The sequence below is a fragment of the Sphingobacterium sp. UDSM-2020 genome (assembly GCF_016132525.1).
GTDB lineage: Bacteria > Bacteroidota > Bacteroidia > Sphingobacteriales > Sphingobacteriaceae > Sphingobacterium > Sphingobacterium anhuiense.
The window spans coordinates 5,666,063-5,689,799 of sequence record NZ_CP066166.1; the positions used below are offsets into that span (position 1 = coordinate 5,666,063).

Annotated in this window: 24 protein-coding genes and 1 riboswitch; of the genes, 15 read left to right on the plus strand and 9 right to left on the minus strand. The window is 35.4% G+C overall.

The window, feature by feature from the left end; genetic code table 11:
- Positions 1-37: 37 nt before the first annotated feature.
- Positions 38-1,645, minus strand: a complete 1,608-nt coding sequence (dnaB, locus tag JAZ75_RS24005; protein WP_132845370.1) for a replicative DNA helicase — start codon at positions 1,643-1,645, stop codon at positions 38-40.
- 432 nt (positions 1,646-2,077) lie between these two features.
- On the opposite strand from dnaB, the gene ubiE reads away from it, so the two are divergent.
- From ubiE to JAZ75_RS24035, 6 genes are all read left to right on the plus strand, one after another.
- Positions 2,078-2,818 carry a bifunctional demethylmenaquinone methyltransferase/2-methoxy-6-polyprenyl-1,4-benzoquinol methylase UbiE gene (gene ubiE / locus JAZ75_RS24010; RefSeq protein ID WP_132772838.1) on the plus strand — a complete coding sequence of 247 codons (741 nt, stop codon included), beginning with the start codon at positions 2,078-2,080 and terminating at the stop codon, positions 2,816-2,818.
- 33 nt (positions 2,819-2,851) lie between these two features.
- Positions 2,852-3,613, plus strand: a complete 762-nt coding sequence (locus JAZ75_RS24015; RefSeq protein WP_208699051.1) for an SDR family NAD(P)-dependent oxidoreductase — start codon at positions 2,852-2,854, stop codon at positions 3,611-3,613.
- Between the two features lie 16 nt (positions 3,614-3,629).
- A complete protein-coding gene (locus tag JAZ75_RS24020) occupies positions 3,630-4,079 on the plus strand; it encodes a GatB/YqeY domain-containing protein (RefSeq protein WP_021192262.1) in 450 nt (149 codons plus the stop codon).
- A gap of 50 nt (positions 4,080-4,129) precedes the next feature.
- A complete protein-coding gene (locus tag JAZ75_RS24025) occupies positions 4,130-4,576 on the plus strand; it encodes a GNAT family N-acetyltransferase (RefSeq protein WP_208699053.1) in 447 nt (148 codons plus the stop codon).
- A gap of 10 nt (positions 4,577-4,586) precedes the next feature.
- Positions 4,587-4,961 carry a DUF423 domain-containing protein gene (locus JAZ75_RS24030; protein ID WP_021192264.1) on the plus strand — a complete coding sequence of 125 codons (375 nt, stop codon included), beginning with the start codon at positions 4,587-4,589 and terminating at the stop codon, positions 4,959-4,961.
- Positions 4,962-4,967: 6 nt separating this feature from the next.
- Positions 4,968-5,030, plus strand: a riboswitch (Fluoride riboswitch).
- A 50-nt stretch (positions 5,031-5,080) separates the two neighbouring features.
- Positions 5,081-6,376, plus strand: a complete 1,296-nt coding sequence (locus JAZ75_RS24035) for a voltage-gated chloride channel family protein (protein ID WP_208699055.1) — start codon at positions 5,081-5,083, stop codon at positions 6,374-6,376.
- A gap of 51 nt (positions 6,377-6,427) precedes the next feature.
- Here the strand turns inward: JAZ75_RS24035 and JAZ75_RS24040 are convergent, their stop codons facing one another.
- From JAZ75_RS24040 to JAZ75_RS24060, 5 genes are all read right to left on the minus strand, one after another.
- Positions 6,428-8,161, minus strand: coding sequence for a thiamine pyrophosphate-dependent enzyme (locus JAZ75_RS24040; RefSeq protein WP_208699057.1), 1,734 nt, complete (start codon positions 8,159-8,161; stop codon positions 6,428-6,430).
- 93 nt (positions 8,162-8,254) lie between these two features.
- Positions 8,255-9,571, minus strand: a complete 1,317-nt coding sequence (gene mgtE / locus JAZ75_RS24045; RefSeq protein ID WP_208699059.1) for a magnesium transporter — start codon at positions 9,569-9,571, stop codon at positions 8,255-8,257.
- 67 nt (positions 9,572-9,638) lie between these two features.
- Entirely contained in the window at positions 9,639-10,343 is a 705-nt protein-coding gene (gene pepE / locus JAZ75_RS24050; protein ID WP_232789307.1) for a dipeptidase PepE, read from the minus strand.
- A 170-nt stretch (positions 10,344-10,513) separates the two neighbouring features.
- A complete protein-coding gene (locus JAZ75_RS24055) occupies positions 10,514-10,702 on the minus strand; it encodes an Arc family DNA binding domain-containing protein (RefSeq protein WP_183915009.1) in 189 nt (62 codons plus the stop codon).
- Positions 10,703-10,719: 17 nt separating this feature from the next.
- Entirely contained in the window at positions 10,720-11,592 is an 873-nt protein-coding gene (locus tag JAZ75_RS24060; protein WP_021192269.1) for an SPFH domain-containing protein, read from the minus strand.
- A 121-nt stretch (positions 11,593-11,713) separates the two neighbouring features.
- Here JAZ75_RS24060 and JAZ75_RS24065 point away from each other — a divergent pair, with 121 nt between their 5' ends.
- The 5 genes from JAZ75_RS24065 (at position 11,714) to JAZ75_RS24085 (ending at position 15,971) form a co-directional block, all read left to right on the plus strand.
- On the plus strand, positions 11,714-12,199 hold the full coding sequence (locus tag JAZ75_RS24065) for a DNA-deoxyinosine glycosylase (RefSeq protein WP_208699061.1): 486 nt from the start codon (positions 11,714-11,716) through the stop codon (positions 12,197-12,199).
- Between the two features lie 59 nt (positions 12,200-12,258).
- On the plus strand, positions 12,259-13,437 hold the full coding sequence (locus JAZ75_RS24070; RefSeq protein WP_132772853.1) for an AIR synthase related protein: 1,179 nt from the start codon (positions 12,259-12,261) through the stop codon (positions 13,435-13,437).
- 53 nt (positions 13,438-13,490) lie between these two features.
- A complete protein-coding gene (locus tag JAZ75_RS24075) occupies positions 13,491-13,925 on the plus strand; it encodes an ATP-dependent zinc protease (protein WP_021192272.1) in 435 nt (144 codons plus the stop codon).
- 66 nt (positions 13,926-13,991) lie between these two features.
- Positions 13,992-14,924 carry a 30S ribosomal protein S6--L-glutamate ligase gene (gene rimK / locus JAZ75_RS24080; protein ID WP_021192273.1) on the plus strand — a complete coding sequence of 311 codons (933 nt, stop codon included), beginning with the start codon at positions 13,992-13,994 and terminating at the stop codon, positions 14,922-14,924.
- Positions 14,925-15,107: 183 nt separating this feature from the next.
- Positions 15,108-15,971 carry a fumarylacetoacetate hydrolase family protein gene (locus tag JAZ75_RS24085; RefSeq protein ID WP_021192274.1) on the plus strand — a complete coding sequence of 288 codons (864 nt, stop codon included), beginning with the start codon at positions 15,108-15,110 and terminating at the stop codon, positions 15,969-15,971.
- 58 nt (positions 15,972-16,029) lie between these two features.
- On the opposite strand, the gene JAZ75_RS24090 is transcribed toward JAZ75_RS24085, so the two are convergent.
- Positions 16,030-16,704 carry a head GIN domain-containing protein gene (locus tag JAZ75_RS24090; protein WP_132772856.1) on the minus strand — a complete coding sequence of 225 codons (675 nt, stop codon included), beginning with the start codon at positions 16,702-16,704 and terminating at the stop codon, positions 16,030-16,032.
- 178 nt (positions 16,705-16,882) lie between these two features.
- Positions 16,883-17,962: a class II fructose-bisphosphate aldolase gene (gene fbaA, locus JAZ75_RS24095; RefSeq protein WP_021192276.1), complete on the minus strand. Its 1,080-nt coding sequence runs from the start codon at positions 17,960-17,962 to the stop codon at positions 16,883-16,885.
- A 226-nt stretch (positions 17,963-18,188) separates the two neighbouring features.
- Between fbaA and JAZ75_RS24100 the strand changes: the two genes are divergently transcribed.
- From JAZ75_RS24100 to JAZ75_RS24115, 4 genes are all read left to right on the plus strand, one after another.
- Positions 18,189-18,536 (plus strand): ArsC family reductase, encoded by a 348-nt coding sequence (locus tag JAZ75_RS24100; protein WP_208699063.1) that lies wholly within the window; start codon positions 18,189-18,191, stop codon positions 18,534-18,536.
- A gap of 87 nt (positions 18,537-18,623) precedes the next feature.
- Positions 18,624-20,573 carry a M1 family metallopeptidase gene (locus JAZ75_RS24105; protein WP_208699066.1) on the plus strand — a complete coding sequence of 650 codons (1,950 nt, stop codon included), beginning with the start codon at positions 18,624-18,626 and terminating at the stop codon, positions 20,571-20,573.
- 111 nt (positions 20,574-20,684) lie between these two features.
- Entirely contained in the window at positions 20,685-21,389 is a 705-nt protein-coding gene (locus JAZ75_RS24110; protein WP_021192278.1) for a hypothetical protein, read from the plus strand.
- Between the two features lie 356 nt (positions 21,390-21,745).
- Positions 21,746-23,233: an amino acid permease gene (locus JAZ75_RS24115; protein ID WP_208699068.1), complete on the plus strand. Its 1,488-nt coding sequence runs from the start codon at positions 21,746-21,748 to the stop codon at positions 23,231-23,233.
- 84 nt (positions 23,234-23,317) lie between these two features.
- Here the strand turns inward: JAZ75_RS24115 and JAZ75_RS24120 are convergent, their stop codons facing one another.
- A complete protein-coding gene (locus JAZ75_RS24120; protein ID WP_132772861.1) occupies positions 23,318-23,623 on the minus strand; it encodes an FtsB family cell division protein in 306 nt (101 codons plus the stop codon).
- Positions 23,624-23,737: the final 114 nt, after the last annotated feature.

Consider the following 23,737-nt stretch of genomic DNA (forward strand, 5'->3'; position numbering starts at 1 on the left):
AGTGCTTCTTTTATTATAACCGTATATTCTAAAGTTATTAAAAAGGCGCATCGTCCGGCATGTCATTCATACGTGAAGGCATTGTAATACCACCAGTCATCCCTCCCATATCACTACCACTAAACATAGCCGAAGGATTCATTGCTGGAGAACTGAATGATGTTGGATTATTAAAACCATCTGCCGCACCAACACCTGTAAATTCATCTTCCAAATCAACAAACTTCACATATTTACCGACAAAACGAAGTGGTACAATTCCAGTTTCACCATTACGGTGCTTAGCAATAATAACCTCTCCTACACCAGCAGTTGATCGACCTTCTTCATCTTCAGTCATACCATAATACTCCGGACGGTATAAAAATAATACCATATCTGCATCTTGCTCAATAGATCCGGATTCACGTAAATCAGAAAGCATAGGACGTTTTGAATTCCCTGGACGAGACTCTACCGCACGGCTTAATTGTGAAAGGGCCAATACCGGAACATTTAACTCTTTTGCAACAGATTTCAATGCCCTTGAGATACTACCGATTTCCTGCTCACGATTACCACCACCTTTTCCTTCGGCCTTTCCATGCATAAGTTGCAAATAATCGACAATGACCATCTGGATATCATGCTGCGCTTTTAAACGTCGGCACTTGGCTCTAAATTCAAATACGTTTAATGCTGGTGTATCGTCAATAATTAAAGGTGCTTCAGTCAACCTTCCAATTCTAGAATGCAGTTGCTGCCATTCATGATCAGCCAGATTACCTTTCTTCAACTTCTCCTGTTCAATTTCTGTTTCTCCAGCTATCAAACGATTAACCAATTGCACTGAAGACATCTCAAGAGAGAAAACGGCTACAGGTTTATTATGATCTACAGCAGCATTACGTGCTACAGATAGAACAAAGGCTGTTTTTCCCATCGCAGGACGAGCCGCAATAATTACTAAATCTGAAGGTTGCCATCCGGAGGTCATACGATCTAATGCTGTTAAACCAGAAGGAACACCTGTTAATCCATCTGTACGATCACGCAACAATTCCAAATTTGATATTGCTTCACGCATGATATCATCCATTTTCCTAGAATCTCTTCTTAAATTATTCTGGGCAATATCAAATAAACTCTTCTCTGCATGATCCAAAAGATCAAATATATCCGAAGTTTCATCATAGGCACTATTAATAATCTCTGTTGAAACTTTGATTAATTCACGTTGAATATATTTTTGCGAAATAATACGCGCATGAAATTCGATATTAGCTGCAGAAACAACACGATCAGTTAATTGTGTTATATAATATGCTCCACCAACCATTTCCAGAGCTCCCATTTTTCGAAGCTCAGCAGTAACAGTTAATAAGTCAATAGGAGATGATTTCTGAAATAAGCTAAAAATAGATTCGAAAATTTTCTGATGAGCGTCTTTGTAAAAAGATTCTGGCTTAAGAATATCAATAACTTCACTTAAGGCATTTTTCTCCAACATCAGAGCTCCTAAAACCGCCTCTTCCAAATCTAAAGCCTGTGGAGGAAGTTTACCTAATCCACTGACTAAATTATTGAGTTTGGTTCTACGCTCTCCGAAATTGGTCTTCTTACCAGTTCCAGTATTACTATCTTCAAAATTATTATCGTTACTCATCTTATATGATATCCAAAAACTTGTGCATGTACGCTAAAAAACTGATAGCGGATAGCAAATGTAAAAAAAATAAGGTAGACATTTTTCAAGAGTTGTACACAGTCAAATTAGTTGTGAAAACAATCACCCCAAAAGCTTTTGATAAACATTGATTTACAACTCAAGTTTTCCACATTTGATGTTGAAAAAAATGTTGATAATAAAAAACAGCATCTAATTAACAAGACATTAAGCAACTGTTAACAACTTCCACCAATGTTAATAAAGTTACGCTATTTATCGCAACAATAGCGCAATCAAAAAAATAATAAATAATTAAAAATGTATTCAAATCGTCACGCTGAATAAAGTATTTGCAAGAAAATTTTGCTATTTTGATTTTTCCTTTTCGATCATATTAAAGCTCAATCAGAATATTGTATCTTTGCTACTATGACAAATGAAGCATCATCATTAAAACCATACAAGGACGCAAAAGACGGTAAAAAAGAGCAAGTTGCAGATATGTTTAACAACATATCCAAAACTTATGACTTTTTAAATCATTTTCTATCCTTAGGCATTGATATCATCTGGCGTAAAAAAGCAATTAATGCTTTAAAATCCATCGCTCCGCAATATATGTTAGATGTAGCAACAGGAACTGGTGATTTCGCGCTGGAATCAATTAAAATATTGAATCCAAAAAAAATAATCGGCGTAGACATTTCGCAAGGTATGCTTGATGTTGCACAGCAAAAGATTAAACAAAAAGGTTTATCTGAGCAATTTGAAGTACAACTTGGTGATTCAGAACAGTTGCAATTTGACGACAACACCTTCGATGCTGTAACGGTTGCATTTGGCGTCCGTAATTTTGAAAATCTAAATCAGGGCTTAGCAGATATCTGTCGTGTATTGAAGCCTGGCGGAAAAGCAATAATATTGGAATTTTCTAATCCTAAAAAATTTCCAATTAAACAATTGTATAATTTTTATTTTAAAAGAATAACCCCAACAATAGGAAAACTCTTCTCAAAAGATTCGAGTGCATACTCGTATCTACCTGAATCTGTAGCTCGATTTCCTGATGGTGAAAAATTTGCGGAAATTACAAAAGCCGTTGGTTTTTCAAACACAATAATTCGCCCCCAGACTTTTGGCGTTTGTACGATATATATTGCCACAAAATAGAGAACCAATTTATTTTATTTTAAAATTAATTCAATGTCAAAAACAGTATTCATTACAGGGGCAAGTTCAGGTATTGGAGAAGCTTGTGCAGAAGTCTTAGCGCGTGAAGGATATAATTTATTACTTTGTGCGCGTCGTTTCCAAAGATTAGAGGAAATTAAGGATAGACTTAATAAACAATATCCACAAATTGCGATCCATATCTTTGAACTTGATGTTCGCAATTATGATGAAGTAAAATCTAAAATTGAGAACTTACCTTCAGAGTGGAAAAATATAAATGTACTTATTAATAATGCAGGATTAAGCCAGGGTTTAGATAGCATGCAAGATGGCGATATCGGCGATTGGGATCGCATGATCGACACAAATGTCAAAGGATTATTATATGTTACAAAAACCGTCATACCGCTATTAGAAAATCAAGAGGGAGCACATATTGTCAATTTAGGATCTATAGCCGCTAAAGAGGTGTATCCAAATGGAAATGTCTACTGTGCCAGTAAACATGCAGTAGATGCACTTAATAAAGCAATGAGAATTGACTTACTTCCGAAAGGAATAAAAGTAACCGGCATAAATCCGGGAATGGTAGAAACAGAGTTTTCAGAAGTGCGTTTTAAAGGTGATATCGAGCGTGCAAAAAATGTGTATAACGGAGTTGACGCTTTAACGGGAAAAGATATTGCTGAAACAATATCTTTCGTGATTAGCAGACCCAAGCATGTTAACATCAACGATCTCATTATTATGCCAACCGCACAAGCAACAGGAACGATTGTAAATAGAAAATAATAAAATTCAGTTTAATATGACTTTAGAAGAAAAAATAAATCAAGATATCAAGACCGCAATGATCGCAAAAGATGCGAACAAATTACGTGGCTTACGTGCTGTCAAAGCAGCTATTTTATTAGCAAAAACGGAAAAAGGTCACAGCGAAGAATTGACAGAAGAAACAGAAATTAAAGTTCTTCAAAAATTAGTAAAACAACGTAAAGAATCCGCGGAAATTTACAAAACCCAAAACAGAGATGATCTGTATGCGATCGAAGTTGAAGAGCAAGAAGTAATTGAAGCATACTTACCAAAGCAACTCAGCAGAGAAGAAGTGGAAGCGATAATCAAAGAAATAATCAGCACAACTGGAGCTTCTACAGTAAAAGATATGGGCAAAGTAATGGGTGCTGCTAACCAACAATTAGCAGGAAAAGCCGACGGAAGGACAATTTCCGAGCTTGTAAAAAGTTTACTAGCTTAATTACATATACTTAATATAAAAAGGGCTATAGTAATATAGCTCTTCTTTTTATGGAATTATTTTGGAAATATAAGACATTCTCTGAATTAACAACAGAAGAATTATATCGCATCCTCAAATTACGTGTTGATGTCTTTGTGAATGAGCAACAATGCTTTTATCCAGAATTGGATAATAAAGATGATCAGTGCGTCCATATTTGGGCAGAAATCAATAATGAAATTGTTGTTTATGCCCGAATTGTACCACCAGGTCTATCTTATCCAGAACCGGCAATTGGCCGAGTTGTAACAAACCCATCCTTTAGGGGTAATAATTATGGGAAAGCTCTTATAAATAAATCGCTTACCTGCATATCTGAAAAGTATGGTAGTACAGCGATTCAGATAGGCGCGCAAACCTATCTAAAGAAATTTTATGAAAGCTTCGGATTTGAACAAGTATCCGATGAATACCTGGATTATGGAATCCCACATATTGACATGATAAAACCTTAAACTTACTAATATGAATCATATTGTTATTATTACTGCCGCAATATTAGGTTCTACAGCCATTATGCTGGGTGCCTTTGGTGCACACGCTTTTAAGAAACTAATTAGCGAAGAAAAACTAACCTCTTTTGAAGTAGGTGTTCGTTATCAAATGTATTCGGCTATTACCTTACTGGTCTTAGGGTTTAATTTACATTTCGACCTTTATAGTGAACGTTTTGTATTTTATAGTATAACGGCAGGAACTTTATTATTTTCTATCAGTATCTACCTCCTGTCTTTTGCTCAATATTGGAATAAAAATTTAAAATTCTTAGGCCCAATTACACCATTAGGGGGACTGTTAATGATCGCTGGCTGGGTTGCGTTAATCATTCGTTTTATTTAACTTTACCTATATTAAGGCAATGATGTCTGCCACTAACCGCTTTAATGAGCTGATGACGTCTACTTTTGCTGATACTTTTTGTATCCGCTAGAATCGTTTATGACAATAAGTAAGTAGACATGTCAACTAAAAGTAACACTTTATCAAAAATAGCACTTAAAGAGAAGACTCTTTCTGTTTTAAAATGGATAGCGATCGCCATTTCAGTTGGGTTTATTGTAGGATCAATCTCAGCTTTCTTTCTCACGAGCCTATCCTGGGTAACAAATTACAGAGATCTTCATCCGGTCATCATGCTAGGATTACCATTAGCAGGTTTAATAATTGGATTACTTTATCATTACTATGGTGGCGCTTCAAGCAAAGGCAATAATCTCCTGCTTAAAGAATATTACCAAAGCGAACAGACCATCCCATTAAGAATGGCACCTTTGGTTTTATTCAGCACCTTGCTTACACATCTTTTTGGAGGTTCCGCAGGAAGAGAAGGAACCGCTGTACAAATAGGAGGTGCAATCGCCGATCAATACTCAAGAATTTTCAAGTTAACTCATGACGATCGAAAGATTTTAATCATTATCGGGATAAGTGCGGGATTTGCTTCTGTTTTTGGAACCCCCTGGACAGGTGCATTATTTGGACTGGAAGTTATAACTGGTGGAAAGTCAAGATTAAAAGCACTTATACCAAGTATCATGACAGCCTTTATTGCCAACTATGCCTGTTCTTTCTGGAATGTATCGCATACCCATTATCACATTCGAGAAAACATCCCCGCACTCAATCCGCAACATCTACTTTATACGGTCATCGCAGGTATAATTTTTGGATTAGTAGCTTATCTATTCACTGCATTCGGAGATATCTTTAGCTACATTTTCAGAAAGATTCAATACCCTCCCCTGCGTCCTTTTATTGGAGGTATTGTCCTTATTTTCCTAATATGGCAGCTAGGAACTACACAGTATATAGGTTTAGGAATTCCTACCATATTAGCCTCATTCGAAAGTCAATTAAATTCTTATGATTTTATTATCAAACTATTACTAACCACTTTCACCCTTTCCGCAGGATTTAAAGGTGGAGAAGTAACACCATTATTTTTTATTGGTGCAACTCTAGGTAATGTCCTATTTGGAATTATTCCGCTACCAATGGGATTATTGGCCGCAATGGGTTTTATTGCTGTTTTTGCAGGAGCAACCAATACACCGCTGGCTAGTATACTGATGGGGGTAGAATTATTTGGGTTTGAAGCCAGTATTTATTTTGCAATTGCCTGTTTTGTCGCCTATTTCTTTTCTGGAGCAAAAGGAATCTATACAACTCAGATCATCACAGGCCCTAAACATCACTTCTATCTCCACATAAAAAAAAGGCAAAATGACATCTACGAACGATTAAGGAATCTATAATAAAAAAGTTCAAGGATTTGTCGCCAATAATCCATCCTTGAACTTTTTCAACTACAATTCTTTAAGGTGTTTGTAGTTAGATTTAATCGTATCCAAAACTTCCTGCATTTTACCTCCAAGCATCAATTTAGACATTGACTTTGCCATTCCTACCATTTGATCAAAATCAACCTTAGGAGGCATAGCTAGCGCATTTGGATTCGTAAAAACATTTAATAAAATTGGACCAGGATGCGATAAAGCAAACTCAATAGCATTCCTAACCTCTTCAGGTTTATGTACATTCATACCTTTAAAACCCATCGCTTCCGCTATAGCGGCAAAATCAGGATTAATCATATTGGTTTCGTTATCAGGTAGTCCGGCAACTTCCATCTCTAATTTGACCATACCAAGAGCCCGATTATTAAAAACAATTATTTTTACAGGCAGTTGATATTGATTAATAGTAGCCAAATCACCAAGCAACATCGACAATCCACCATCACCACATAATGCAATAACTTGCTGTTCTGGATGAGATAAAGCAGCTCCAATTGCCATTGGCATCGCATTGGCCATAGATCCATGGTTGAAAGAACCGAGCATCTGCCGTTTACCAGTCCCTGAAATAAAGCGCGCGCCCCAGACACAGGTCATCCCCGTGTCCACCGTAAATATAGCACTGTCCGTAGCCAGTTCATCAATACAGTGTGCCAAATATTCTGGCTGAATTGTATCCTCCCCCCCTTTTTCTTGCATAAAACTACGCATATTGTCCTTTACTTTCTCATAGATCTTCAGCTGAGCTTCAAGGAAACTTGCATCTTCTTTTTGTTCCAGCAACGGAAGAAGTGCCTGTAAAGTATGCTTGATATCTCCGCACAATCCCATTTCCAATTTTGCGCGTCGTCCTAATCGTTCAACAGCAGTATCAATTTGAATAATCTTATTATTAGTAGGCATAAACTTATCATAAGGGAAATCCGTACCTAATAATAAAATCAAATCTGACTCATGCATACTTTGATAGGCTGCGGCTTGCCCTAGCAGACCAGTCATTCCTATTTCGTAAGGATTATCATGTTGAATCCCCATTTTACCTCTAAAAGAATATCCTACTGGAGCCAAAATCTTTTGAGATAATTGTACAATTTCAGGATGAGCTCCAGATGCTCCAATTCCGCAAAAAACGGTAACGCATTTACTCGCGTTAATAACTTTTGCAAGAGTGTCTAATTCACTATCAGAAGGCCGAATGACAGGATTTACATAAAATAATTGGGTAGACACCGAAGAATCTTCAGCTTTCATTTCTGATACATCCCCTGGCAAACCGATGACAGCAACTCCTTTCTGTCCTATTGCATGCTGTATGGCAGTCTGAATAATTCGAGGAGCCTGTTCCGCAGTAGTTATTAATTGGTTGTAGCAACTGCAGTCATCAAAAAGCTTTACAGTATTTGTCTCTTGAAAATACCCCATACCCATCTCCGAGGTATTAATTGTAGAAGCAATTACAATCATAGGAACGTGTGAACGATGAGCATCGTACATGCCATTTATGAGATGAACGTGACCAGGCCCGCAACTACCTGCGCAACATGCTATTCCATCCAGTTCCGCTTCAGCAGCTGCTGCGTAAGCCCCAACTTCTTCATGACGCACATGAATCCATTTAAGTCGGCCATCTTTACGTATTGCTTCATTAAAAAAATTAAGACTATCTCCAGTAACTGCGTAAACGCGTTTTACACCTGCTTCCACAAGCATTTCAACCAACTGATCTGCTACAATCTTTGCCATATTAAATTATTTAAGTTAAGGGGAAATCAACACCCCCTATACTAAATAACAATGAAAAATAGAATCAGTTTTAAAATATTCTGTTAATAAAGGCTATAATAGCTTACCCGATAATAATAAGCCCGCAACGGTAAAATAAATAATCAATCCGGATACATCAACCAAAGTTGCGACAAAAGGTGCTGAAGCAGTTGCCGGATCTAAACCGAATCTGCGTAGTACAAATGGGATAACCGAACCGGATAATGTACCCCAAAGCACAACAAAAAGTAAAGATAAAGAAACACTTAGTGCAATGTAAACCCAGTAAATACCATAATCATATATCCCCAGTTCTTGCCAAAGTAAAATTCTAAGAAAACCAATAGTACCCAATATACCTCCCAAAATCAGACCAGATGAAATCTCACGTTTCATGACATACCACCAGTCCTTAAGTTTTATCTCTCCCAAAGCCATGGCTCGAATAATTAGTGATGCAGCTTGCGATCCAGAATTTCCGCCACTAGAAATAATTAATGGAACAAATAAAGCAAGAACTACAGCCTTTTCAATTTCTCCGTCAAAGTAAGCCATCGCTGAAGCTGTTAGCATTTCACTTAAAAACAAAATAATCAACCAACCAGCTCTTTTTTGAATCAATTTAAGTAGCGGAGTTTTTGTATAAGCAACATCAAGTTCATCCATCCCGCCAAAACGTTGGATATCTTCCGTATCTCGATCTTTTATCTGATCCAATACATCATCAAATGTCACAATACCGACCAATACACCATTATCCGTCGTGATCGGAAGCGCACTTCGATCATATTTCTGGAAAATCTCAAATGCCTCCTCCATAGGAGTTGCGGCTCTGATAGCAACAAAATTATGATCAATCAGTTCTGAAATTTCAGTATCTGTATCGGCTAATAACAACTCACCTATTTTTAAATCATCAATAAGCACATTCTTTTCATCGACAACATATATAAAATTTAAGGTTTCAGCCTTCTTTCCAAAAAGCTTAATATGCTTAAAAACATGTTCAACAGTAAAATATGGTCTAACTTGGACATACATCGGGGTCATGAGATGTGCAATACTATTTTCATCATAGCCAATCAGCTTCAACGCTAACTGTTTTTCACGTTCATTTAACAAATTAATTAAGTACTTAATCAAATCATCAGGTAAATCAGAAAATAGCTGATTCCTAATATCAGGCTTTAAGTTGTTAAGTAATTCTGTCAGTTCCGATTCTGAGAGGGATTTTGCTAAGCGATATTGAACATCCTTTTCTAAAAAAGAAAATATCTCGAGTTGCAAGTCAAAATCATAATGATTAAATTGCTCATACAAAGCCTCTTTTTCTAATTTACTTAGATTTTCAGCAATATCTGCGGGATGTACTTTTATTTTTTTACTCATAAATAATTACTTTTTTAATCACCGCTAAAATCTAGAAGCTAAATTGCTAAAGTATTTTGTAAATATCTCAAAATTGAAGTTGACCAGGATTAAGCTCAATGGGATCTTTTCCTTGTTGAAATAATCGTGCAGACAGTACACCTTTCAGTTCAATTTGACCATGCTCAACATGTAACCAGCTACCCTCTCGTAAACCCAACACAGCCTGACTGTTGAATTGATGAAATTCTTGGATTCTTGTCTCTCTCGTTTCACCTTTATGTGTAGAGTTAGGATCTGGATCAAGATAATGTGGGTTGAGATTAAAAGGTAAAAACTGTAACGCTTCAAAACTTGGGGGATAAACGATCGGCATATCGTTAGTTGTACCAATTGTCAAGCCCGTTAAATTAGATCCAGCTGAAGTACCCACATAACGTAAACCAGAAGCAACAGCCGATTTAATTTCACTAACAAGATCCAATTCATACAAAGTCTTGAGCAAAAGAAAAGTATTTCCTCCCCCTATAAAAATTGCTTTTGCTTTTTTTATTGCATCCTTTTGATCAGAAAAAGTGTGTAGACCTTTTACCCGAATTCCTTTATCTTTTAAAGCTTTCTGAACATTAGCTGTATATTCATCATAAGAAATACCAGATGGCCTTGCGTAAGGTACAAATATCAATTCATCGGTCTGAATAAAGTCAACCAAATCATTTTTTATATAGGTCAAAAAAGAACTTCCATGGATCGTACTTGTACTGATAACAAGCAATCTAAAATTATTATTCATATCTATCTATCTTACCACTCAAAATTCATTCAAATTTAAAATTTATTATGTTATTTCATCATTAAAAAAGCTAGTGTGAAAATGATTTTAAAAACCTTTACTTTCACACTAGCAACTATCACATGTCAACTGCAATAAATCTCAATTAAGGATGTTAAACCAACCACAAACTACTCTGCTGATTTATCTGAAGTTATTTTTATTTTTTTATCAAGTAAGCGCTTTTCTTCTTTCAACGCCTTATTCAATAAAAACTCTATTTGCCCGTTCACACTCCTAAATTCGTCGGCAGACCATTTTTCCAATGCCTTATATACATCACTATCAATCCGGAGCATGAAATTCTTTTTTTCCGCCATATTATTTATGAATAAAACTATTGATACAGGGTTCCCGTATTTAACACAGGAGATGCCGCCTTTTCCCCGCAGAGTACAACCATCAAATTACTAACCATTGCTGCCTTTTTATCATTATCAAGCTCAACTATATCTTTTTCAGACAATCTTTGCAAAGCCATTTCTACCATACCAACTGCACCTTCAACAATTTTAGCACGAGCAGCAACAATCGCAGTTGCCTGCTGCCTTTGTAACATTGCTCCGGCAATTTCAGAAGCATACGCTAAATGACTGATCCGCGCCTCTTTTATAATAATACCAGCTGGAGCCAAACGATCTAATAATTCTTTTTCTAAGATATGATTAACAGTATCTCCACCTTCACGCAAAGTAATTGTTGCTTGATTATTAGGATCTATTTCCAAATTATCATAAGGAAAACTACCTGCCAAATGCCGCACAGCCGCTTCGCTTTGTGTGCGGACATATGAAGTATAATTTGTCACATCATAAGTAGCCTTATAAGTATCACCAACTTGCCAAACAATAACAGCGCCTATTTCAATAGGATTACCCATTTTATCATTTACTTTTAAAGTTTGTCCCTGTAAATTATCCGATCGTAGACTAACATTTAAAGTAGAGTACAAAGGATTAACAAAAAATAACCCATTTTCTTTTACTGTACCAATATAACTTCCAAAGAAATTCAACACACGTGAATGATTTGGATTAATGATCATCAGACCCTTTAACAAGAACAGTGTGGTTAAAATAAATAAAATCCCCACCGCAATATACCAGGAAGAAGCTTCTGCTTGAAAGAAACATACGATTCCAAGTACAAAAAGAACAATAGCAATTAAAAGAGCTAAATAACCAGAAAGAGGTTTAATTAATTTTTCCATATTTTTTTAAGTTTTGATATTAGTTTGATATCAAATATATAGCATTTCGATTTCATTTCAAAATAAAATATGCCAGATCAAAAAGGATTCTTTATATTCGGCATAAATGTTTATTATCAAGATGTTTAAACAATCATTCTTACCCATTCAAAATAACGATATTGAAGTATTAATATTGGGTTCTTTACCCGGAGACAGGTCGCTTCAAGCCCAAGAATATTATGCACATCCTCAGAATCGATTCTGGAAATTAATCCAACGGATTTTTAATATAACTGACTTTCATTCTTATTCAGAAAAATTAAATATACTGCTAGAAAATAGGATCGGTCTATGGGATGTGTGCGCACAAGCAAAAAGAAAAGGCAGTATGGATCTCGATATCCTTGAGGAAATTCCAAATGACCTCACTACATTCTTTTCCCAGCACCCACACCTCCATACCATCATATTTAATGGACAAAAAGCAAGTAAAGTATTTGATAAACACTTTAAAAAAGCGGATCAATACCAGTATTACACACTACCCAGCACAAGTCCTGCAAATGCACAATACTCTTTAGAAAAATTACTTCTTGAATGGCAACTCATATTTAAAAAAGATTAACAAATATTTACTACAATAAAAGCTTAAAATTCATAACGAATCATTATTTTTGCAGCAACATGTCAGATTTAAAATATAACCAAAGAGGTGTATCCGCAGGTAAAGAGGATGTACACAATGCTATTAAGAACATCGATAAAGGATTGTATCCAAAAGCTTTTTGTAAAATCATTCCTGATATTCTAGGTGGTGATGAACAGTGGTGTAATATTATGCACGCTGATGGTGCAGGTACGAAATCTTCCTTGGCCTATGTTTACTGGAAAGAAACAGGTGATATATCTGTTTGGCGCGGTATTGCACAAGATGCAATCATCATGAATCTTGATGATTTACTTTGTGTAGGCGCTACCGATAATATTTTATTATCATCTACTATTGGTCGTAATAAGAATGTCATTCCAGGAGAAGTTCTTGCAGAAATTATTAATGGAACAGAAGAAATTCTAGCAGAGCTCCGTGAGATGGGTATCGGTATCTATTCAACAGGTGGTGAAACTGCAGATGTGGGCGATTTAGTACGTACTATTATTGTAGATAGTACGGTAACTTGTCGCATGAAACGTGAAGACGTCATTTCTAATCACAATATAAAACCAGGCAATGTAATTGTTGGTTTATCCTCTTCAGGAAAAGCTAACTATGAGACAGAATATAACGGAGGAATGGGATCCAATGGATTAACTTCCGCACGTCATGATGTCTTTAATAAAAATATTGCAGCAAAATATGCGGAAAGTTTTGACCCTGCTGTTCCATATGACTTAGTTTTTTCAGGAAGTCAAAATTTAACCGATAAAATCACAGTTGAAACTGGTGAAGAAATTACAGCAGGAAAACTAGTTCTTTCTCCAACACGTACATATGCGCCGGTAATCAAAAAAATATTAGATCTTTACCGTTCTCAAATTGACGGAATGGTACATTGTTCAGGTGGTGCACAAACGAAAGTATTACACTTTGTTGATGCAGTACACGTTATCAAAGACAACCTCTTCCCTATCCCTCCATTGTTTGATTTGATTCAAAAAGAATCAAATACGGATTGGAAAGAAATGTACAAAGTATTCAACATGGGACACCGCATGGAACTTTATGTACCTGAAGAAATTGCATCAGAAATTATTGCAATCTCCGAATCTTATGGTATTCCCGCTCAAATTATTGGTCGCGTAGAAGCTGCTACTACAAAACAAGTAACAGTTAAATCTCCTTACGGCGAGTTTATTTACGAATAACTAAAACGTCATTAGACTTGGTATTTTATCAAGTCTAATGACTCCTTATAACCATGAAAGATAAACTAATTGTGGGTTGGAAAGAATCATTAGATTTACCGGAACTTGGTATTTTTAATATTGAAGCAAAAGTAGATACAGGTGCGGGATCATCTGTTTTACATTGTGAATCTTATGAAATCAAAATAATTGAAAATCAAAAGTGGATTATTTGCCATATTATCGTTAATTTTAAAACAAGAGAACTTCGCATATTCAAATTTCCTGTTTATCGAGAAAAAATTGTAAAAAGTTCATTCGGTCAAAAAGAAAAGCGTTATTACATATTAACAAAAGCCAAATTATATAATCAGTTTTTCGAAATTAAATTATCTTTTAGAAACCGTTCTTCCATGCGATATCCTATGTTACTAGGAAAAAGTTTCCTATCAAAAAGGTTTATCGTGGACGTGTCAAGATCTAACTTATCTCAAAAATCTGTTGGATAAAAAGAATATTCATAGACAATTGTTTATGAACCAACATTACAATTAAATCATTCTAATCATAGCAAAGTGAAAATCGCTGTATTATCAACAGTTAAAAGCTTATACTCGACACGTCGATTAGTAGAAGCTGCAGAAAAACGTGGACATGAATGCGTTGTCATCGATCATAGCAAATGCTATGTAGGAATTCAACAAGGCAAACCTAGCATCCACTATAAAGGTCAAGATATTTCAGATATTGATGCAATAATTCCTCGAATTGGTGCTTCGGTTACTTTCTATGGTTCGGCCATTGTGAGGCAATTTGAGGTAATGGACGTAATTTCAGCCAATCCAAGTCAAGCAATAACACGATCACGAGACAAACTTCGTTGTATGCAAATTTTATCTGGTGCAGGAATCGGTCTTCCCATTACTGGATTTGCCCGTACTGCATCTGATGTTGACGACCTGATCAGTATGGTCGGTGGTGCACCTTTAGTTATTAAATTACTCGAAGGAACTCAAGGAATTGGTGTAGTATTAGCTGAAACGAAGAAAGCGGCCTCCTCAGTTATAGAGGCTTTCTATGGATTAGGAAATAATATCTTAATACAAGAATATATCAAAGAAGCGAAAGGAACAGATATTCGTGCATTTGTTGTTGGAGGAAAAGTGGTCGGTGCAATGAAAAGAACAGCCAAAGAAGGAGAGTTTAGATCTAACATCCACCGTGGGGGAACAGCAGAAATTATCAGACTTACAAAAAATGAACGTGAGACTGCTATTGCAGCTGCGGCTTCCATGGGGTTAACAGTTTGTGGTGTTGATATGATGCCATCAGACAGAGGCCCTCTCGTACTGGAAGTAAACTCATCTCCTGGATTAGAAGGAATAGAAAAAGCAACAAAAAAAGATATTGCTGGAGAAATTATCATGTATCTCGAAAAACAGTTTGAATTAAAGAAAGCTGCCAAACCAGAGATTCGTAAAAAGAAAAAAAAGCAAAGCGATTTATAAAAATTAAGGTTCCTCTAAAAAAGGAACCTTTTTTGTTTTCGAACTTCATATAATGATATGGAAAATCATCTGTTTAGAATACAATGATAGAAAAGCCCCTAATTTCATTACCAGATTTTGACAATACTAAAACGAATAAATAGGATTATACGGTTACATTTGCCGATTATATTTTAAGATGCTATGAAGTTATTTCGCTACGGACCACTAAATGAAGAAAAAACAGGAATTTTAATCAATGAAGTTCACTATGACACTTCCGATTTTGGAGAAGATTATGACAATAAATTTCTCGCTAATGGTGGGCTCGAAAGATTAGAAGAGTTTGTGATAAATAACCGTACAAGCTTAAAGCCGATTCCTTCCGAAAGTCGTATCGGAACACCGATTGCAAATCCAACTAAAATTGTATGCGTAGGACTTAATTATTCTGACCATGCAAAAGAAACTGGATTAGCTCAAGAACAAGAGCCAATATTATTTTTAAAAGCTATTTCAGCATTAAATGGCCCCTTTGATAACATTATAATTCCAAAAAACTCATACCATACAGACTGGGAGACAGAACTTGCTGTTGTGATCGGAAAAAAGGGCACACATATTTCGACAGCGGAATCAACAGATTATATCGCTGGATATGTCATGATGAATGATGTAACAGAGCGTCATTTTATGAAACATCGAGGTGGTACCTGGGATAAAGGAAAGGGCTATAATACTTTTGCTCCTTTAGGCCCCTATTTTGTAACAAAAGACGAAATTGAAGATGATGGGAATTTAAGAATTTGGTTAAAACTCAACGGTAAATTAATGCAGGAAGGAAATACAAAAAATTTCATTACTCCTGTTAAAGAATTAATTTCCTATATTTCGGATTTCTTTGGATTATTCCCCGGAGATATTATTTCAACCGGCTCACCTGCTGGCACAGGTATAGGACATGTACCGCAACGATTTTTAGTAGAGGGTGATGAAATTGAATATGGAATAGAAGGTTTAGGTGTTGCTAAGAACACACTGATTAACTTCCAGAAAGAACCCAGTTAAAATCATTAAAAAAAAAGCACTTAAAAAATTAAGTGCTTTTTTAATCTACTATGGTAGATTATTTATAATTAATTATTCCGCCAGCCAATTTCTTCTCAGATTTATGTGCAGGTTTGCCATAAACTTCAATAACGCCACCCGCACGCGTTTTAGCAACAATAGAATCTTTTGCATATACCTCTGCTTGACCACCGCCATTGACCGTAACATTGGTTACATCTGTTATCAATTCTTTACCTTCATATTTACCGCCGAAATTAGACACAACATCTTGTGTGATACTTTTTCCAATAAGTGAAATTGTAGAACCTGAGGTAGGCTTAACATCTACCTTTTTAGCCTCCACATAAACAACCACTAAACCACCCTCTGCTGCGGAAACATTTAATTGATCGGCTACTATTTTCTCTTTTTCTCTATTAACGATCTTCGCTCCTTTTTTGGCAGATAAACTATTCAAAGATTGATAGTATACCTTAACACTGATATTATTTCCTTGAAGCGCATTTAAAGTATTCATTTTAATACGTAATGCACCGTTTTTGTTGATAACTTGGATATTCTCAGAATTAGCCCCTTCCGTCACAACCTCATTGGAATTCCCATGAATTAATTCAACCTGAATTTTATCTGTAACATCTACCGAATTAAACGTACCCACGTTCTGCTTTGTCTGAGCAATACCTAATTGCGCAATAAAAAATAAAATAGCACCTAATCCTAATTTTTTCATATCAATATATTCTATTCGTATAACTATCCTGCAAAATATGCACCATTCCTGACTTTAAGATAAAATTTAGCAGATTTTAACAAAAATAAATAAAAAACACAGCCCCAACAAAAAAGCGTACGAAGTGAAATTACCTCATACGCTTTTTAGTACTACTTAAATGTAGACTCAATCGATATTATAACTTGCTATTAACATCAATTGCATTCAATTCTTGGAAAGCTTGTTTCAAACGTGTAACGAAAGCTTCTTCTCCCTTACGTAACCAAACGCGGGGATCGTAGTATTTTTTATTTGGAGAATCAGCTCCTTCAGGATTACCGATTTGACCTTGTAAATAATCATGGTTTTTAGCTTCATACTCACGAACACCATCCCACATAGCCCATTGCATATCTGTATCGATGTTCATTTTGATTGCACCATATGAAATTGCTTCTGCAATCTCCTCAGGAGTTGAGCCCGAACCACCGTGGAAAACAAAATTAACAGGTTTATCAGCAGTTAAATTAAATTTCTCGCGAATGAATTCTTGTGAGTTATGTAAAATAACAGGTTGTAATTTTACATTTCCTGGCTTATATACCCCGTGTACATTACCAAAAGCTGCTGCTACAGTAAATTTATCAGACACCTTTGATAATTCTTCATAAGCATAAGCTACCTCTTCCGGTTGTGTATATAATTTTGAACTATCAACATCAGAATTATCTACACCATCTTCTTCACCACCTGTTACACCCAATTCGATTTCAACAGTCATTCCAAGCGGCTTCATACGTGCTAAGTATTTTGCCGAAATCTCAATATTTTCTTCAATTGGCTCTTCAGACAAATCTAACATATGAGAAGAGAATAATGGTTTACCATGTTGTGCGAAAAACTTCTCACCAGCATCTAATAAACCGTCGATCCAAGGTAATAATTTCTTAGCAGCATGGTCTGTATGCAAAATAACTGCAACACCATAGTGCTCTGCTAATAAATGAACGTGTTGAGCAGCAGCTACAGCACCTAGAATACATGCCTTTAACCCATCATTATTTAACGTTTTACCAGCATAAAATTGTGCTCCACCATTTGACAATTGAATAATCACTGGTGAGTTAACCGCTTTTGCAGTTTCCATTACAGCATTAATCGAGTTTGTACCAGTTACGTTAACAGCTGGTAATGCGAATTTGTGCGTTTTTGCTAATTCAAACAATTCTTGTACTTGATCTCCCGTCAATACACCTTTAAAATCTTTTAGGCTCATATTATAATTTGCTTTTGTTATTTATAATCTCACTATTTATGGACTAAGTTAAAAAAAAAATATTGTTCTACATAATTTATAAAGTGTACTTCTTACACTAACATAATGATCCATGCTCACTAAATAAAGAAGTTTACTCAATAGCATCTATAATTTAATATTCACATATACGATATTGGATATCAATTACAATTTCTCTAAGTTTGAATTAAAATATAGAACAAATATGTTACACGTATACGGAATCAAAAACTGCAACACGGTGAAAAAAGCGATCAATTGGTTAGAAGAACATCAATTGCCTTATACATTTCACGACTATAAAAAGGAAGGCATCTCTGAAAATAAACTCGAGGAATGGGAAAAAGAAATCAGTTGGGAAAAACTGCTGAATAAAAAAGGAACCACATGGAAAAAACTTGATGCAGAAGAACAAGCGACCGTTACAGATGCACACACCGCTAACCAAGTTCTGATCAAAAACACAAGTATGATTAAAAGACCTGTAATTGAAGGTGGAAAGCAAATTTTGCTCGGTTTCGATGAACTAGAATACGCTTCCTCTCTAAAATAATCGTTACAATCCGACTATTTCTTCGAAAAAATTTAACAATACATCTTTTCATACTATATTTAGGCAGAACAATCCCTACAATTAAGTATGAAAAGATTACCCTTATTGTCAATAAGTATTCTGTCCTTATCATTATCAACTCCAAGTTTTGCTCAACAAAAAAGCAATTATAGTTATACTGAAGCATTTGCTCCTTTATTTTTTAATAATAATGGTGATGAATTTCGCTCAGCAAGTGGAAAACCAGGACCAGCTTACTGGCAAAACAATGCTGACTATAAAATTACAGCAACATTAGACGATCGAAAAAATACAATTGCTGGAAATGTTGAAATAAATTATAGCAATAATAGTCCAGATCAGCTGGACTATGTATGGCTTCAGTTAGACCAAAATATGTTCTCCAAAGAAGGTCGAGGTCAAGCCATATCTCCATTAACAAAAAGTAGATATGGTGATGCTAACGCAAGTTTTGATGGTGGCTATACGATATCTTCTGTCACCGATCTAACTGGTAAACCGGTTGATTATATCATCACCGATACCCGCATGCAAATTAGGCTAACTCAAGCCTTAGCAGCAAAAGGTGGTAAAACAGGATTTAAGATACAATATTCATACACAATACCAGAGTATGGTGCCGATAGAACGGGAATACTAAAAGCCGCCAAAGGTAATGTTTTTGCCATCGCACAATGGTTCCCTAGAGTATGCGTTTACGACAACATTCGAGGATGGAATACAATACCTTATACGGGGCCTGGCGAATTTTATCGTGAATTTGGTAATTATCAGGTACAGATAACGGCTCCCGCGAATCACATTGTAGTTTTGGGGGGAGAACTTCAGAACCCACAAGAGGTATTTACGGCAGAACAGTTTAAACGCTATGAAAATGCCAAAAATAGTGACCAGACAGTCATCATACGTTCTGCACAAGAGGTCTCTCAAGCAAACTCAAGACCAAATAAGAAAAGCCTAACGTGGAAATACATTTTAAATAATGCGCAAGATATTGCATGGGCTTCTTCCTCTTCTTTTATATTGGATGCAGCGAGAATTAATTTGGTCAATGGAAAAAAATCACTTGCTATTTCTGCTTACCCAGAAGAAAGTAATGGTAATAATGCCTGGGAACGTTCTACTGAGTATACCAAAGCGGCCATTGAACATTACTCCAACAAATGGTTTGATTATCCCTATCCTGTAGCTGTCAACGTAGCTTCCAATGTTGGAGGCATGGAATACCCTGCATTATCTTTTTGTGGCAATAAAGCACGTGCTGGATCCTTATGGGGAGTAACAAATCATGAATTTGGCCATAACTGGTTTCCCATGATTGTATCCAGCAACGAAAGAGAATTTGGCTGGATGGATGAAGGATTCAACTCTTTCATAAATGAAATTGCAACCGAAAGTTTCAATAACGGTGAATATTTTAAACAAGTTGGAGATCCAAACAGTCAAGCAGTCCGATTTACAGATCCTCGCTTGGAAGCGATAATGAATACACCACAAAGCATGGATGAACGCAATATTGGTATATTGCTTTACTATAAACCTGCTTATGGTCTCAAATTATTAAGAAATGAAATTATTGGCGCAGAACGTTTTGATTATGCATTCAAAAAATACATTTCTGATTGGGCCTATAAACATCCGACACCAGAAGATTTTTTCCGTTCAATGGAAAATGGGACAGGGGAAAACTTAAATTGGTTTTGGCGCGGTTGGTTTCTAAACAACTGGCGTCTTGATCAGGCAATCAATAAAGTAACATACATAAAAAATGACCCTAAATTAGGTTCCGTTATTACGGTTCAAAATTTAGAAAAACTTCCTATGCCTGTAGTAGTTGAAGCCACAACAGTATCAGGAAAGAAAATTCGAAAAAAATTACCTGTAGAAGTTTGGGAAAGAAACCAATCTTTTGACTTCAAAATAGATTCAAAAGAACCTTTAATATCAGTTCAATTAGATCCTGATAAAGTTTTTCCAGACCATGTTCCGGAAAACAATATCTGGACAGCAAAATAAAAAACAGAAAATCTCATATACAATCATATATGAGATTTTTTTATTAAAATAATTTCTTTTAAATACATTACTACTTATATTTATGTATTTTTGGTTATATAAAAAGGAAAAATGAAAACAGCATTCATACATAGTTTAAGCATATTGACACTTCTGGGAATTACCAGTATCTTCAGCAATCTCAAAGCGCAGGAAAAAATAAAAGGAATTGCCATGGAATTGGTCAGTAGTCAAAAAATTGAAGGAGTTTCTATCAAAAATACCCGTACAAATAAAATTGTGCAAACAGATCAAGAAGGCAATTTTATCATTGATGCTCAATTGAATGATTATTTAGCGATAGAGGCTACCGGATATGAAAAAGACACTGTTTTTGTCTATGATTATGGTGTTAAAAGAGTCTATCTAAATAGATTAAATTCAGTAATTGAACTAAATGAAGTCTATATTGAAAGAATGACAGATAGTAGATTAATTGCAGAAATCAATGCAACAAAAATCGCTGGAAAATACTCTGATGTTGGTCAACAACGTGGCGGTATCCGTCTCTCTCCTTCTCGACTATTTAGTAAAGAAGGAAAAAGAGCACGTCAAAACTACAAACTTTTAGTAGAGGAGCAACATAAAAGAGCTATCGATCGTAAATTCACAGATGACTTAATCCAATCCGTAACGCCTCTAAAAAATCCAGATTTGGCACTTTTCAAAGAGCAATACAGACCGACTTACAAATTCATTGAGCAAGCCTCAGCAGAAGATGTTAAGCTGTATATTATAGATGCCTACAAAAAATACAACACGAAAAAAGGAAAATAGTAAATTCAACTTTATTATAAGTTCAAAAAAGCTTTAAACCAAAATATTTCAAAGGTTTAAAGCTTTTTCATTTTTAAAGCCTTTATACGAACATTGAATCATTATCGCGCAGATTCTTTACCATTCTGTGTTCAAACTCCCCATACTTTATTTAAAAATTTCTTTTTTTTATTTTGAACAAGTTTAAATAAGTTAGGCTATGTAAAAATACTTTACAACAGCTTTATAAACATTAATTATCATTATATCAAGAACAGAAACAAAAAAAACTTCCTCTTTTTTCATATAATAAACTATATTTGACTTTGAAAAGACAATCAATAAACATTAAAAAACAACCCACTTAAAATATATTTATGCTTTTTAAAAAATCGATTAGCAAATTAATCGCAGAAGCAGAGCTAAATGGCCAAGGTACATTAAAACGTACACTCTCCAGTTCTGGACTTATTGCATTAGGAGTAGGTGCCATTATAGGTGCAGGCTTATTTTCACTGACAGGTATAGCGGCGGCCGACCATGCTGGTCCTGCTGTAGTACTCTCTTTTATTATTGCGGCTGTAGGCTGCGGTTTTGCAGGTTTATGTTATGCAGAATTTGCATCGATGATCCCGGTTGCTGGATCTGCTTATACCTATTCATATGCTACGATGGGTGAATTTATGGCGTGGATAATTGGATGGGATCTAGTCTTAGAATATGCTTTAGCAGCAGCTACGGTATCTGTTAGTTGGTCCCAATACTTCAATCAACTTCTCTTAACATTAGGCGTCGAAATTCCAACTCAATTTCTACACGGTCCTTGGGAAGGTGGTATTGTCAATGTCCCTGCAATTATCATTGTTTGTTTACTATCACTACTTTTAATGCGCGGTACAGAAGAATCTTCTTTTGTAAATAACATTTTAGTTATTCTAAAAGTTGCTGTAGTTCTAATTTTCATTGTATTGGGTTGGGGATTCATAGATCCAGCGAATCACACACCTTTTATACCTGTCAATCATGGAGAAGAAATGGTGAAAAGTGGCCAGTTAAGCTTCTGGAGTTTTCTGGGTAGCGATGATTTTGGTCATTTTGGTTTTAGCGGTATCCTGAGAGCGGCTGGAGTTGTATTTTTTGCTTTTATCGGTTTTGATGCCGTTAGTACTGCTGCGCAAGAAGCTAAAAATCCTAAAAAAGGAATGCCAATCGGTATTATTGGTTCTTTGATTATCTGTACCTTACTATATGTATTGTTTTCATATGTATTGACTGGATTGGCACCTTACACTGAGTTTAAAGGTGATGCCAAACCTGTTGCCACTGCATTTGCAAAAACAGGTTATACCTTCTTAAACACAGCTTTAATCGTAACGATTATCGCTGGATATACATCTGTAATTTTGGTAATGCTTTTAGGTCAAAGCCGTGTATTTTATTCAATGAGTAAAGATGGTCTATTACCTCGAATATTTTCAGATCTATCAAAAAGACAGACTCCTTGGAAAACAAATTTAATTTTCATGGTATTTGTAAGTATTTTTGCCGGATTTGTACCCGTATCCGATTTAGGCCACATGGTCAGTATTGGTACCTTATTTGCATTTACATTAGTGTGTATAGGGATACTTGTATTACGCAAGACTGAACCAAACCTGGAACGTCCATTTAAAACACCATTTGTACCACTTATTCCCATACTCGGTATTTTAGTCTGTGTATTAATGATGGCATCATTACCTGTTGAATCTTGGGAACGACTAGGCATCTGGATGTTGATCGGTGTAATAATCTACTTTGTTTATAGTAAAAAACATTCGAAAATAAGAAAAGAATATGCCGCAGAGCATAAGACAGAAGAATAACATAAAAAAGGCTGTTTCGATCTCGAAACAGCCTTTTTTATGTTATTCTAATAATTCAATATCCTAAAGAAAGGAAACTTGGATTTAATTTTCTTCTTTTGGTTCTACCTCGGTTACAATATAAACATCCTCATTTTCTTTCTTCATTTTATATTTTTCACGAGCTATCCTTTGCACTTCACGTTGATCAGAGCGGATGTCTGTTATGGTTTCTATAATACTCTCATTTTCTTTCTCGTAAAACGCTTTCTCTCTCTCCAAATTACTTTTTTGATGCTGGTAACTATATTGTGTTGCAAAATCATTACGATCAAAAAAACACATCCAAACAGTAAAAGCTATACCAGCTAAAAAATATTTGTTTCGAATAAGTGCTAAAAATCTATCCATAGTACAAAAGTAATATTTAAGATCTATACATGCTAAATCTCAATTAAATATAAAAACATTTATCTGAAAATTAGCTAAAGTCTAATTATGTACCTATTAATTATGGAAAAACTG